Raw genomic sequence first — 14,145 nt, 5'->3', positions numbered from 1 at the left:
ATATTTAAACCGATTTCGTCACGTTTAGCGCTCATCTGGCAACATCAGGCGAATTGAATCGTAGGTCAGGCGAATGTGTTGCTCTAGTGCCTGACTTGCTCGTTTGACGTTGCGTTCTAACGTTGCTTCAAAAATCAACGTATGTTCTGCATGCACATCGCGTGGCATTGTAGGGGTGGCAATGGATAAGTGGCGATAGCGCTCGGATTGTCGATACAGTAAGCCGATCAGGTAACGTAGCCAGCGCGAGTCGCAATTTGCAATTAAAGCGGCGTGGAAATTGCGGTTGCGTAGTTCCCATTCAAGGATCAAGTAACTGGCGCGGTTGCCAAGTTTTTCGTCCATTTTTCCAAGCTTATGAAAGGCCGCGACCAGGCCCGCTTCCCATTCATCATCGCCAGCCTTGATCGATTGGCGCAATGCCTCGGTTTCCAGTAACACGCGAGTATCGGTAATTTCCTGAATGTCGTTGAGTGAGATGGGGGCGACATGGAAGCCGCGTTGGCCTTCGCTGACAACCAGCGCATCCGACAACAGCAGTGCAAGCGCCTCGCGCAGCGTGCCTGCACCTATGCCATATTGATCTTTCAGGTGCTCAACCCGCAGTTTTTCACCGGGGGCCAGACGCCCGCAGATGATATCGCTACGTACCTGTCGATACGCGGTTTCCACCAGTGTTCGTGGCGGCGTCTCATTCTCAGAAAAAGGCGCGGTAAATTTTTGTGAATGCAGCATCTTTATCACTCCTTAGGCAAGTTGGCGTCCTGATTGCGCTTCAACCGATAGGTGAGTTGTGGTCGCGTCATGCCTAACATGCGTGCAGCACCTGCGAGGTTGCCAGATGAACGTTCAACCGCCTCCGTCAACAGCATTGTTTCGACTTCGTCTAACGAGAGTCCGGTCGCCAGAAAGGCGTCACATAAATGTGCCTGTTCGGGCGGACGTTTTTCTTCCAGGCTGCCGGAATCGCTGATGCTGGCAGCCATCTCATCCGGCGCATTTAAGCTGGGGAAAAGCTGATCGAGTTCAATCCAGCCATCTTGCGGTGCCAGGATGATGCCGCGTTCAATCATGTTTTCCAGCTCACGCACATTGCCAGGCCACTGATACGCGGTGAGCGCCTTCATTGCCTTGTCGGTGATACCGGTCACGCGTTTGTTGTGCAGCGTGCCAAATTTTTCCATCATCGCCGTCACCATCGGCGGAATGTCTAGCGTGCGCTCACGCAGCGGTGGGATGACAATTGGATAGACATTCAGACGATAAAAAAGATCGGCGCGAAATTTTCCATTCTTAACGGCTGCCTGCAGCTCGACATTGGTAGCGGCGACGATCCGCACATTCACTTTACGGGTTTTATCATCGCCCAAATGTTCGATCTCACCTTCCTGCAATACCCGTAATATTTTGGCTTGCGCCGCCAATGGCAGCTCTCCGATTTCATCGAGAAATAGCGTACCGCCTTCGGCGCGTTCAAATTTTCCGATGCGGGTGGCATGAGCGCCGGTGTACGCGCCTTTCTCAACACCGAACAATTCGGACTCCACCAGATCGTGTGGCAACGCCGCGCAATTGACTGCGACGAAGGGGCCGTTTGCCCGCCCGCTGGTTTGATGCAGAGCACGCGCGAAGCGCTCTTTGCCAACCCCAGTCTCGCCGGTCAGCAACACGGAAACACTGGTAGTCGCTGCTTTTGTCACCAGTTCGTAGGCGCGCTGGAAAGCTGGCGAACTGCCGATCATGCTCTCGGTTTGACGTTGCTGTTCAAGTGTAGAACGGAGCATATCGACTTGCGTAGTGAGTTCGAGTAAACGAGAAACGACCGCGTCGGCCTCGTAATACACTGCATGTTCTGCTGCGTCAGTCCATTCTTCCAGTGGCTTGCCGACGATCATGCAGTGGGATGATCCGCAAGCAATGCATTGTTCTTCTTTGAACAATATGAAGCGGCCCATGAATGCCGATGTATAACCCGAAGCGTAGCCGAGCAACATCCAGCACACTGGATCTTGTTGGGGCCCGAATGCGTTAACATGTGCCTCTGCTTCCCATGAGTTATCCCAGCGAAATTCTCCATGGAATGTACCGGTCGGAATATCCATCTCGACCTTCAGTGGTGTGACTTGCACGCTACCTTCAAGCATGTGCAGCTGTGGGCCAACAACAAAGGCATCGATCAGGTTTTGGCTGCCGCGTATTTTCTTGGCCAGTTCGGCATCGCGGGTGCCGGAAGCGTGACCCATGCGCGTGAAGATGCGACGGGTGGCTTCACTTCCTACTGAGTTAATCAATTCTTTTCGCAAGCTCGATAACGCAGCAGAGTGCAAGAGCAGCATACGATTTTCGCCTAGCCAGATAGTGCCGCTATCAGCAGAAAATCGCACTAATCGGCGCAAATCCAGGTTTTCCGGATATTTAATCATTGTCTCTCCAATGGCCTCCTTATTTTTTTAGAGGCTCTGATGATGTGAAAATGGATGGTCTTTAATAATCTCGAGATTTTATAGCATTATCGGAATTAATTGATGATTTGATGCAGGCAAATATGCCGAGTTCATCATTTGATTCATCGCCGTTTGTGACGGCGTTTCCTATTGCGACGCAACAAATTCCAGCAATCCAAATCCCTATTTTCCCAATCTTTAGCCTCACATCGTGACGACAGCGCCTTCTTTGATCTGCCATATGTGCCGTCGAAAATTGGCATCACGGCATGACGCACTGCGCCAATACAACGCTTTTAAATCAACTATTCCAGCAATTTTTTTTCAGGCACGGTGCTTGCTGATATAGGCAGGAAAAGAGCAACTGGTAACCACGAGGCGAACCCATGGAACGAAATTTATTTGATACGACCCGTAAGTTTGTACGGGTGATTGAGATGAAAAAAAATGGCATGGTCGAGTTTGAATTCGCCGTTGGCGAACCTGAACTCTACGTTGAAATGCTGATGCCAGTGAAAGCTTTCGAAGAATTCAGCGCGGCAAATCAGGCCACCGCATTAGCCGAAAAAATACCGGAGCAGATGGCAGTTTCTGCAACGGAAGAAGACCAATGGAGCTGGAATCTGCATAGCGTTCGGGACAGCGTTTTAAATAATAAGTAATCCATCCGGCACACATTGCGCCGGTCAAATAACGGAGGAGTCAGAAAATGCATTTAGATCTTCGCACTGTCAGCATCACACCATTGCGCCAGACGTTTGACAGCATTGCGGCGCGCATCGGCAGCGATAAGCCGGCGTCACGCTATCAGGAAGCGACGTTAGACGTTCAGCCAGATGCGAATTTTCATTATCGTCCGCTGTGGGATCCTGAACACGATATCTACGATGCTTCACGCACTGCGGTGAAGATGAATGACTGGTATGCATTCAAGGACCCGCGCCAGTTTTACTACGGCACTTATACGCTGGCGCGCGCCCGCATGCAAGAGACCGCAGAGGGCGATTTCACATTTGTCGAGAGTCGCGGTCTGGCGAATAATTTCCCGACCGCATCGAAAGACCTCGCACTAAAAGTGCTGCTACCGCTGCGCCATGTTGAGTGGGGCGCCAATATGAATAACACCTCGATGTGCGCGTATGGCTATGGCGCAGCTATCACGCAGCCTTGTTTGTTTAACGCAATGGATCATCTGGGTATGGCGCAATACCTGACGCGTGTCGGGCTGTTGCTAGATGACGTGGCGGCGTTGGATACCGCCAAACAGGCCTGGTTGTTCGATGCTGGCTGGCAAGAATTGCGCCGCTATGTTGAAGATACTTTTGTGATGAAAGATTGGTTCGAACTTTTCATTGCGCAAAATCTGGTGCTGAACGGCTTGCTCTATCCGCTGGTGTATCAGCATTTTGATAGCGTGCTGTCAGCGCAAGCGGGGCCGGTGGTATCGATGCTCACACGTTTCCAGCACGAGTGGTATGCCGAAACTAGCAAGTGGGTTAACGCCACGCTCAAAATTGCCCTCAGCGAATCCATCGAGAACCAGCAACTACTCTCCAGTTGGACCAAGACCTATCGTGATCGCGCCATCATCGCGCTGGCACCAATCGCTGCGCTGGCGTTGGGTGACAAAGCAGAGGCGGTCATGGCCGAACTGGTCGAAGAGTTCAACGCCCGTGCAATCAAGTTCGGTCTGACACTTTAAGGAGAGGCAATGTCTAACGTATTCATCATTTTTCAGACCAACGAAGATACCCGCAACATCGTTGAAGCAATTCTGCAGGACAACGATGCAGCCTCTGTCAATGAGCAGCCCGCCATGGTCAGAATTGATTCCCCCGGCATGTTGCGCATCCGCCGTGAAACTGTGGAGGACAAGATGGGTCGTGATTTCGATTTGCAAGAGTTGCACGTCAATTTGATTTCCCTGTCGGGAAATATTAACGAGACCGATGATGAATTCAGCCTGAGCTGGAAGCATTGATACTAAATATAGCCAGATAGGAGACAAGCAAATGGACATGAAAGTAAAACAGAAACTGGGCCTTAAAGAGCGTTATGCATTGATGACACGTGGTCTCGATTGGCAGACGACTTATCAACCGATGGATGCAGTTTTTCCTTACGATAAATTTGAAGGTATCAAAATCCATGACTGGGATAAGTGGGAAGATCCATTCCGTTTGACGATGGAAGCTTACTGGAAATATCAGGCAGAAAAAGAACGAAAACTGTACGCAATCATCGATGCTTTTAATCAAAATAACGGCCATCTTGGCGTCACCGATGCCCGCTATATCAATGCGCTAAAGATTTTTATCACCGCAGTGACGCCGCTTGAATATATGGCGCACCGTGCCTATTCGCATGTCGGGCGGCAGTTTCGTGGCGCTGGTGCACGGGTAGCGTGTCAGATGCAGGCGATTGATGAATTGCGGCATTTTCAGACGCAAATTCATTCGATGTCGAACTACAACAAGCATTACAACGGCTTCCACGATTATCGGCACATGAATGATCGCGTCTGGTATTTATCAGTGCCGAAGTCGTTCGGCGAGGATGCATTTACCGCCGGACCATTTGAATTTTTAACCTCAATCAGCTTTTCTTTTGAGTATGTACTGACCAATTTATTGTTCGTACCGTTCATTTCCGGCGCTGCCTATAACGGTGATATGGCCGCCACAACTTTCGGTTTTTCGGCTCAGTCAGACGAAGCGCGGCACATGACGCTTGGCCTGGAAATTATCAAGTTTATGCTTGAGCAAGATCCAGACAATCTGCCGATCGTGCAACGCTGGATCGACAAATGGACATGGCGCGGGATTCGCCTGCTATCGATTGTCGCGATGATGATGGACTACATGCTGCCGAAGCGGGTCATGAGCTGGAAAGAATCATGGGAGTTGTATTTCGAGGAAAGTGTCGGCGCGCTGTTCAAGGATTTGGCGCGCTATGGTATTACGGTTCCGGCATGCTGGGCACAAACCAAAATTGAGAAAGAACATGTCTCGCATCAAACCTGGGCGACGTTCTATCAATATGGCGCCGCAGCTGGTTTCCATACTTGGTTGCCGGGCAAGGAGGAACTGGATTGGCTTTCAGAAAAATACCCCGACACTTTCGATCAATACTATCGTCCGCGTCTTGAATACTGGGCCGAGCAAGCGGCTGAAGGGAAACGTTTCTACAGCAAGACGTTACCGATGTTGTGTCAGGTTTGCCAGATCCCGATGTTCTTTACTGAGCCGGATGATCCTACCAAAATCTGCTATCGCGAGACCGATTACAACGGCGATAAATATCACACCTGTTCTGACGGCTGCAAGCACGTCTTTGATAACGAGCCTGAGAAATACGTGCAGGCATGGTTGCCGGTGCAACAAATTTATCAAGGAAATTGTTTTAACCCAGGTGTCGATCCAACTGCTGAAGGTTTCGATCCGCTAGCTGCTGTGCTGGACTATTACCACATCGTTTCTGGTCGCGACAATCTTGATTTCGACGGTTCTGAAGATCAGAAAAATTTTGACGTCTGGCGGCAGACCGCAAAGAACAATACTTAAAAATAGTGATGCAGACAACGTGCAGTGTATTGCACGTTTCCACCCACCAGTGCAACTCTGGTGCGGGGGAGATTGCGTTCAACCATACAGGAGACAAGCATGACAGTAATAGCAATCAAACCTTATGTTGGTGAGGTCCGGGATCGGGTTGAGAATTTCCATGGCAACCAACTGCTTTTTATCGGCTGGGAAGATCATTTATTTTTCGCCAGTCCGTATGCCTTTCCTTTCCCGCCAGCGATGCGTTTCGGCGATGTGCTGGAACAGGTTTTGCCGGGCACGTATGGTGTGCATCCTGATTGGAGTAAGGTCGATTGGGATCAGGCGCAATGGTTTAAGTCGGGTCAGCCGTGGGTGCCGGATGTGAATAAATCACTGGCGGAGAACGGCCTGAAGCACAAGGATGTGATTCGTTTTCGTACTCCCGGCCTAACTGGCATCAAAGGCAGTTTTAGCTAGGGGAACGGGATGAGCTATCAATTAACCATTGAGCCGATCGGGCAAACAATAGATGTCGAGGATGGCCAAACCATCCTTGAAGCCAGCCTGCGTGCGGGTCTCTATCTTCCGCATGCATGTTGTCACGGTCTTTGCGCCACCTGCAAGATTCAAGTGCTGGACGGAGACGTTGACCACGGCGAGGCATCCAATTTCTCGTTGATGGATTACGAGCGTGACGGCGGTTTGACGCTGGCTTGCTGTGCCACCCTGCAATCTGACGTCACTATTGAGACGGACATCGAAGTTGAGGTTGATGCACAAAATCTGCCTGTGAACGATTTTAGTGGCACGGTCAGTCGCATAGAAAATCTCACCCCGACGATTAAAGGGGTTTGGGTCAAGCTTAATGAAGCCAATGGCATGCGTTTTCAGGCCGGTCAATACATCAATCTGCAATTGCCGGGTGAGCGGACAAGCCGCGCTTTTTCGCTAGCCAACACACCCTCGGCAGCTTCTGAGGTGGAACTGAATGTGCGTATTGTTCCCGGCGGTAAGGCGACAACCTGGATTCATCAGACATTGCAGGTCGGTGATGCAGTCAGGCTTGCAGGCCCCTACGGACGCTTCTTTGTCCGTAAGTCGGCGGCGGTACCGATGATTTTTCTAGCGGGTGGATCGGGCCTGTCCAGTCCGCGCTCAATGATCATCGATTTGCTAGAAGAAGGCTGCGAGCTGCCTATGACGCTGGTCTACGGCGCGCGCAGTCGGGATGAGCTGTATTACCACGATGTATTTGCTGCGCTGGAGACAAAACACGCCAACTTCAGTTACGTGCCGACGCTCTCAAATGAACCGGACGAAAGTGATTGGAGTGGTTTCAGAGGATTTGTTCATGATGCCGCCAAAGCTTGTTTCGATAATGATTTTCGCGGTCATAAAGCGTATCTGTGTGGGCCGCCGGTAATGATTGACGCATGCATCACGACGTTGATGCAAGGGCGATTGTTTGAGGCCGACATATTTACCGAGAAGTTTTTTTCGGCGACCGATGCGCAGCAGTCCAAGAGTCCGCTCTTCAAGAAAATCTGATGGCGTGCACATTATGCAAACAAAGCCAGTCGGGTCGGAAATTCCAGAGATGGCAAGGCTCACCATAACGATTGCGCAGACGGGGGAAACGTTCTTTTGTTCGTCAGCAATGTCGGTATTACAGGGCATGGCCAGCCTGGGTCGTAAAGGCATACCTGCAGGTTGCCATTGCGGCGGTTGCGGGGTGTGCAAGATAGAAATACTGGCGGGCGAATATCAATGCGGATTGATGAGTCGAGCGCACGTTTCTGAAGACGAGCAAAACAGGGCGGTCGTTCTGGCGTGTCGAATAAGGCCGCAATCGGACTTACTCGTCAGAGTGGTAGGAAAAATGTGTAAGTCGGTGTGTCGTTAAAGGTGTGACGGCATTTTAGCTTCAATAATAATAGGAGGAATGACATGGGTGTGATGAGAATCGGCCACATAAGCATCAAAGTAATGGATATGGAAGCGGCCCTTAAACATTATCAAAATGTGATCGGCATGAAGATCACGTATCGCGACAGCGCTGGCAACGTCTATCTTAAATGCTGGGATGAATGGGATAAGTATTCTGTAATCCTGACGCCCTCGGATCGTGCCGGAATGAATCACGTCGCTTATAAGGTCGAGCGCGACGCCGAACTCGATGGTTTCAAAAGCCGTATCGAGGAATACGGTATTTCTACTGAATGGGTCGCCGAAGGTAGCTTACCGCTATGCGGGCGGGCACTGAAATTTTTCCTGCCCAGCGGTCACGAAATGCTGTTGTTCGCAAAGAAAGAATTTGCAGGCAAGGATGTCGGTACCGTTAATCCCGATCCTTGGCCGGATGACCTGAAAGGGGCAGGCGCACATTGGCTTGATCACTGCTTGTTGATGTGTGAAATGGACCCCGCCAAAGGCATCAATACGGTCGCCGAAAATACCCGCTTTATGATGGAAGTTTTAGATTTCTATCTGGGCGAGCAAGTATTAGTCGGCCCGGAAGGCACGATCCAAGCCGCTACTTTCTTGTTTCGTACCACTACGCCGCACGATATCGCCTTTGTTGGGGGCGCTACTTCTGGCCTGCATCATCTGTCATTTTTCCTCGACAGTTGGCATGACGTACTGAAGGCTGCCGACGTGATGGCGAAAACGAAAACCAAGATCGATGTCTCGCCAACGCGTCATGGCATCACCCGTGGCGAAACCATTTATTTCTTTGATCCTTCTGGCAACCGCAATGAAACATTCGCCGGGTTAGGTTATCTCGCGCAACCGGATATGCCGGTGTTGACATGGACTGAAGAGAACATCGGGCGAGCGATTTTTTACCACACGGGTGAATTGCCCGAGTCGTTTACCGGTGTGTATACCTAAATGGCAACGTTGCCCACCCTGACAGAAAGGCAACGTATTGCTTGGCTATACCGGCATCGGCGCAGTTGTCGTATTTGGTAGGACGACAACTGCGCTGGTGTCGATCTGGCTGCCATCGGGTTGATGGCCTGACTTTTATAAAACCTCGATGGAGAAATTGAGATGAAACAAATTAGTAATTTTATCAATGGTGAATTTGTATCGACGGCAAAAACCTTTGAAAAGCGTTCGCCATTAAATGATGCGGTAATCGCACAGGTTGCCGAAGCCGGTAAGGTTGAGGTAGATGCCGCCGTGGAATCGGCCCGCGCTGCACTAAGTGGACCTTGGGCAAAACTGGCAATTGCCGAGCGTGCCGATCTGCTGCATGGCGTTGCCAACGAAATCAATCGGCGTTTCGATGACTTTCTTGCTGCCGAAGTAGCTGACACCGGTAAGCCGATGAGTCTGGCGCGCCATCTGGATATCCCGCGCGGCGCGGCTAATTTCAAAGTCTTTGCCGATGTGGTGAAGAATGTACCGACCGAATTTTTTGAGACCGCGACCCCCGATGGTCGCGGTGCGCACAACTATGCCACACGTAGCCCGGTCGGTGTGGTGGCCGTAGTCTGCCCGTGGAATTTGCCATTGTTATTAATGACGTGGAAAGTCGGCCCTGCATTGGCCTGTGGCAATACCGTCGTCGTCAAGCCTTCTGAAGAAACACCTCAGACAGCCACTTTGCTGGGCGAGGTCATGAATGCAGTTGGGATTCCAAAAGGTGTCTACAACGTAGTGCATGGTTTTGGTCCCGGCTCGGCAGGTGAATATCTGACTACGCATCAGGGCGTGAATGCGATTACTTTTACCGGCGAAACACGAACCGGAGCAGCCATCATGAAAGCCGCCGCCGATGGTGCGCGCCCGGTATCAATGGAAATGGGCGGCAAAAATCCAGCGATCGTTTTTGCTGATTGCGATTTCGAGGCGGCGATTGAAGGCACATTGCGCTCGGTGTTTGCGAACAGCGGTCAGGTTTGTCTCGGCACCGAACGGGTGTATGTCGAACGTCCCATTTTCGATAGATTTGTCGCCGCCATGAAGCAGGGCGCGGAAGCACTGACAATCGGTGTGCCGACTGCATCGGACACCACGATGGGACCGCTCATCAGTCAGGAACACAAGAACAAAGTCTTGTCTTATTACAAAAAAGCAGTGGAAGAAGGTGCCACCGTTATTACTGGTGGCGGTATCCCGGCGATGGCCGGTGATCTGGCGTATGGCGCGTGGGTCCAGCCGACTATCTGGACCGGCTTATCCGACCATGCTGCGGTCTGTCGTGAAGAAGTATTTGGGCCTTGCTGCCATATTTCACCGTTCGATAGCGAAGAAGAAGTCATCCGTCGCGCGAACGATACCCAGTATGGTCTGGCGGCCTCAATCTGGACGAGCAATTTACAACGTGGTCATCGGGTTGCCGCGCGTATCGAGGCTGGTCTGGTCTGGGTCAATAGCTGGTTTTTGCGCGATCTACGTACACCGTTTGGCGGCACTAAACAATCCGGCATTGGACGCGAAGGGGGCGTGCATTCTCTTGAGTTTTACACCGAACTCAAAAACATTTGCATCAAACTCTGAGGACGCTATGGAACACGCAAACAATCTTGAGATCGGTAAAAATATTGTCGTTAATGGCATCGCCACCAACTATCACGACGTCGGCACCGGTGCACCGGTTCTGCTGATTCATGGCTCAGGACCTGGCGTTACCGCCTGGGCAAACTGGCGCTTGACGATTCCGGAATTGTCGCAGCATTGTCGGGTCATCGCGCCTGACGTAGCAGGGTTCGGCTATACCCAGCGACTACCGGATTTTAAGTATGGCCTTGCTGGCTGGGTTGCACAGATGGTGGGCCTGCTCGACGCGCTGGATATTCCCTGTGCTGATATCGTCGGCAATTCTTTCGGCGGAGCATTGGCACTGGCGTTAGCCATCCGTCATCCTCAACGGGTAAGACGGCTGGTATTAATGGGCAGTGCCGGGGTCGCATTTCCGATCACGCCCGCTTTGGACGCCGTCTGGGGCTATCAGCCTTCGATAGAAAATATGCGTAAATTGCTCGACATTTTTGCGTATGACCGCACGCTGATGTCCGATGAACTGGCTGAACTGCGCTACAAAGCCTCTATCCAGTCTGGCTTTCAAGAGACGTTTTCATCCATGTTTCCAGCGCCACGCCAAAACAGTGTAGATGCGCTGGCGAGTCGGGAGCAGGATATTCGGGCGATTCCGCATGAGACGCTGGTAATTCACGGCCGCGAAGATCAGGTGATTCCGCTATCAAGTTCACTGACTTTGGCAGACTGGATATCGCGCTCGCAATTGCATGTATATGGACGTTGCGGTCATTGGACGCAAATCGAACATGCAGCGCGGTTTAGCAAACTGGTGACCCAATTTTTGACTGAATCCTGACTATCCCCCACGTCATCAACATCAACATTATTTTTGGATACCTATTCATGGAACAGCAAAAAATTCAGCAGTTTGGCGATGCGTTGTATCAGGCGCTCATAGATTGCAAAACGATCGATCCGCTGACCAACAGCGTACCCGGGATGACGATTGAAGATGCGTATCACATTCAGCAACATATGTTGTCGCGGCGGATTGCCAATGGCGCACGCATTGTTGGAAAAAAGATCGGCGTCACCAGTAAAGCTGTGATGGACATGCTTGACGTGCACCAGCCGGATTTTGGCTATCTGCTTGATAGCATGATTTACAACGAAGGCGATGCTATCCCGATGTCTAGCCTGATCCAGCCAAAAGCGGAGGGTGAAATCGCATTCATTCTTAAGCACGATCTGATGGGGCCGGGCATCAGCAATGCCGATGTATTGCGTGCCACTGAATGTGTGATGCCGTGTTTTGAAATTGTTGATTCACGTATCAAGGATTGGAAAATAAAAATTCAGGATACGGTCGCAGATAACGCTTCTTGCGGTGTGTTTGTGTTGGGCGGTCACGCGGTTGATCCCCGTAAAGTCGATCTTTCCACTTGCGGCATGGTGCTGGAAAAGAACGGTGAAATCGTTGGCACCGGGGCCGGGGCTGCGGCATTAGGCGGACCGGTGAATGCGGTGACGTGGCTTGCCAACACAATGGGCCGACTAGGCATTCCATTAAAAGCCGGAGAAGTCATTTTGTCCGGCTCACTGGCGGCGATGTTTCCGGTGAAGGCCGGGGATAACCTACACGTATCCATCGGCGGTATCGGTGGCTGTTCAGTACGTTTTTACTAGTTTCAACGGAAGATCAATATGAAAAAAATCAAATGTGCATTGATCGGCCCCGGCAATATTGGCACCGATCTTCTTTATAAATTACAGCGTAGTCCCTTTTTAGAGCCGGTATGGATGGTCGGTATCGATCCGGCCTCCGAAGGCTTGAAACGGGCCGCCGATATGGGCCTGAAAACTACCGCAGACGGTGTAGATGGATTGTTGCCGTACGTTGCTGCCGACAATATTCAGATCGCGTTTGATGCAACGTCGGCTTATGTTCATGCGGAGAATTCGCGCAAGCTGAACGCGCTGGGCGTGCTGATGATCGATCTTACGCCAGCGGCCATCGGTCTGTATTGCGTTCCTCCGGTCAACTTGCTGGAACATGTCGGCAAGGGTGAAATGAACGTCAACATGGTCACCTGCGGTGGACAGGCGACTATCCCGATGGTAGCTGCTATTTCACGTGTCCAGCCAGTCAGTTACGGTGAAATCGTCGCCACGGTTTCTTCCAAATCGGTCGGGCCCGGCACGCGGAAAAATATCGATGAATTTACCCGTACGACTGCGGGTGCGGTGGAAAAAGTGGGCGGCGCTAAAAAGGGCAAAGCGATCATTATTATCAATCCAGCTGAACCGGCAATGATCATGCGCGACACGATTCATTGTCTGACCGAGACGGAACCGAATCGCGACAAAATTACCGCCTCTATCCACGCCATGATCAAGGAAGTCCAGAAATATGTGCCCGGATACAAGCTGGTCAATGGTCCCGTATTTGATGGCAATCGGGTGTCTGTCTTTATGGAGGTAGAGGGTCTGGGCGATTACTTGCCGAAATATGCAGGCAATCTGGACATCATGACTGCCGCCGCCGCCCGCACTGCGGAAATGTTTGCCGAAGAAATTATCAACGGCAAACTCACTCTTGAGCCGGTCACGGCGTAAGGAAGCATCATGACACTCCAAGGAAAAAAAATCACGGTTCACGATATGACATTGCGCGATGGGATGCATCCCAAACGCCATCAAATGTCGTTGGATCAAATGAAAAGTATTGCGCAAGGTCTGGATGCTGCCGGTGTGCCATTGATTGAGGTGACGCACGGCGACGGGCTGGGCGGCTCGTCTGTCAACTATGGCTTCCCCGCGCATACCGATGAAGAATATCTCAGCAGCGTGATTCCGTTGATGAAACAAGCCAAGATATCGGCGCTGCTATTGCCTGGCATCGGAACCGTAGATCATTTGCAGATGGCCCGTGATTTGGGCGTCAATACCATTCGTGTCGCAACCCATTGCACAGAGGCCGATGTTTCCGAGCAGCACATCAGCTATGCCCGCAAACTTGAGATGGATACCGTTGGTTTTCTGATGATGGCGCATATGGCGTCGCCTGAGAAGATAGTCGAACAAGCGCGTCTGATGGAAAGTTACGGTGCCAATTGTATTTATTGCACCGATTCCGCCGGTTACATGTTGCCGGAAGATGTGAAGTCGCGCATCGGCCTGTTGCGTGAGAAATTGAAACCCAATACCGAACTAGGGTTTCACGGTCACCACAATCTGGCGATGGGTGTGGCGAACTCTTTAGTGGCGGTTGAGTACGGTGCAAATCGTATCGATGCCGCGGCAGCCGGTTTGGGCGCGGGCGCAGGCAATACGCCGATGGAGGTATTCGTGGCAGTTTGTGCACGCATGGGGATCGAGACTGGCGTTGATGTCTTCAAGATTTCGGATGTTGCCGAAGATCTGGTGGTGCCGATGATGGATCACATGATTCGGATTGACCGTGATTCGCTGACCTTGGGCTATGCGGGTGTGTATTCCTCATTCCTGTTATTCGCTAAACGGGCCGAAGCCAAATACAAAATTTCCGCACGCGATATTTTGGTCGAACTAGGGCGTCGTGGCATGGTCGGCGGCCAGGAAGACATGATCGAAGACACCGCGATGACGATGGCGCGTGCACGTGGCTTGATGTAATCGGTTAATTT

The 14,145-nt window shown here is 51.4% G+C and carries 15 protein-coding genes; 13 read left to right on the top strand and 2 right to left on the bottom strand.

Annotation, left to right across the window (positions count from 1 at the left end; genetic code table 11):
* Positions 1-24: 24 nt before the first annotated feature.
* Together C7W93_RS06160 and C7W93_RS06155 are read right to left on the bottom strand one after the other, a co-directional pair.
* Positions 25-735: an FCD domain-containing protein gene (locus C7W93_RS06160; RefSeq protein WP_108439234.1), complete on the bottom strand. Its 711-nt coding sequence runs from the start codon at positions 733-735 to the stop codon at positions 25-27.
* 5 nt (positions 736-740) lie between these two features.
* Positions 741-2,423: a sigma-54-dependent Fis family transcriptional regulator gene (locus C7W93_RS06155; protein ID WP_108439233.1), complete on the bottom strand. Its 1,683-nt coding sequence runs from the start codon at positions 2,421-2,423 to the stop codon at positions 741-743.
* 407 nt (positions 2,424-2,830) lie between these two features.
* Between C7W93_RS06155 and C7W93_RS06150 the strand changes: the two genes are divergently transcribed.
* From C7W93_RS06150 to dmpG, 13 genes are all read left to right on the top strand, one after another.
* Positions 2,831-3,106, top strand: coding sequence for a phenol hydroxylase subunit (locus tag C7W93_RS06150; protein WP_108439232.1), 276 nt, complete (start codon positions 2,831-2,833; stop codon positions 3,104-3,106).
* 47 nt (positions 3,107-3,153) lie between these two features.
* The gene (locus tag C7W93_RS06145; RefSeq protein WP_108439231.1) at positions 3,154-4,146 is read left to right on the top strand and encodes an aromatic/alkene monooxygenase hydroxylase subunit beta; all 993 of its coding nucleotides are present in this window, start codon (positions 3,154-3,156) and stop codon (positions 4,144-4,146) included.
* Positions 4,147-4,155: 9 nt separating this feature from the next.
* Positions 4,156-4,425, top strand: a complete 270-nt coding sequence (locus tag C7W93_RS06140) for an MmoB/DmpM family protein (RefSeq protein WP_108439230.1) — start codon at positions 4,156-4,158, stop codon at positions 4,423-4,425.
* Positions 4,426-4,456: 31 nt separating this feature from the next.
* A complete protein-coding gene (locus C7W93_RS06135) occupies positions 4,457-6,007 on the top strand; it encodes an aromatic/alkene/methane monooxygenase hydroxylase/oxygenase subunit alpha (RefSeq protein WP_108439229.1) in 1,551 nt (516 codons plus the stop codon).
* A gap of 99 nt (positions 6,008-6,106) precedes the next feature.
* A complete protein-coding gene (locus tag C7W93_RS06130; protein ID WP_108439228.1) occupies positions 6,107-6,466 on the top strand; it encodes a phenol hydroxylase subunit P4 in 360 nt (119 codons plus the stop codon).
* A 9-nt stretch (positions 6,467-6,475) separates the two neighbouring features.
* Positions 6,476-7,537: an NADH:ubiquinone reductase (Na(+)-transporting) subunit F gene (locus tag C7W93_RS06125; RefSeq protein ID WP_108439227.1), complete on the top strand. Its 1,062-nt coding sequence runs from the start codon at positions 6,476-6,478 to the stop codon at positions 7,535-7,537.
* A 13-nt stretch (positions 7,538-7,550) separates the two neighbouring features.
* Positions 7,551-7,892, top strand: coding sequence for a 2Fe-2S iron-sulfur cluster binding domain-containing protein (locus C7W93_RS06120; RefSeq protein WP_225869759.1), 342 nt, complete (start codon positions 7,551-7,553; stop codon positions 7,890-7,892).
* A 44-nt stretch (positions 7,893-7,936) separates the two neighbouring features.
* Positions 7,937-8,881 carry a catechol 2,3-dioxygenase gene (locus C7W93_RS06115; protein WP_108439226.1) on the top strand — a complete coding sequence of 315 codons (945 nt, stop codon included), beginning with the start codon at positions 7,937-7,939 and terminating at the stop codon, positions 8,879-8,881.
* A gap of 162 nt (positions 8,882-9,043) precedes the next feature.
* Positions 9,044-10,498 carry a 2-hydroxymuconic semialdehyde dehydrogenase gene (locus C7W93_RS06110; RefSeq protein ID WP_108439225.1) on the top strand — a complete coding sequence of 485 codons (1,455 nt, stop codon included), beginning with the start codon at positions 9,044-9,046 and terminating at the stop codon, positions 10,496-10,498.
* 7 nt (positions 10,499-10,505) lie between these two features.
* A complete protein-coding gene (locus tag C7W93_RS06105) occupies positions 10,506-11,336 on the top strand; it encodes an alpha/beta fold hydrolase (protein WP_108439224.1) in 831 nt (276 codons plus the stop codon).
* Positions 11,337-11,383: 47 nt separating this feature from the next.
* On the top strand, positions 11,384-12,166 hold the full coding sequence (gene dmpE / locus C7W93_RS06100; protein WP_108439223.1) for a 2-oxopent-4-enoate hydratase: 783 nt from the start codon (positions 11,384-11,386) through the stop codon (positions 12,164-12,166).
* Between the two features lie 18 nt (positions 12,167-12,184).
* Positions 12,185-13,096 (top strand): acetaldehyde dehydrogenase (acetylating), encoded by a 912-nt coding sequence (locus C7W93_RS06095; protein WP_108439222.1) that lies wholly within the window; start codon positions 12,185-12,187, stop codon positions 13,094-13,096.
* A 9-nt stretch (positions 13,097-13,105) separates the two neighbouring features.
* The gene (gene dmpG, locus C7W93_RS06090; protein WP_108439221.1) at positions 13,106-14,134 is read left to right on the top strand and encodes a 4-hydroxy-2-oxovalerate aldolase; all 1,029 of its coding nucleotides are present in this window, start codon (positions 13,106-13,108) and stop codon (positions 14,132-14,134) included.
* Positions 14,135-14,145 lie beyond the last annotated feature (11 nt).

It is taken from the genome of Glaciimonas sp. PCH181 (assembly GCF_003056055.1).
GTDB lineage: Bacteria > Pseudomonadota > Gammaproteobacteria > Burkholderiales > Burkholderiaceae_D > Glaciimonas.
The sequence above is the reverse complement of the archived record's forward strand: the minus strand, read 5'-3'. Positions and strand labels throughout refer to the sequence as shown.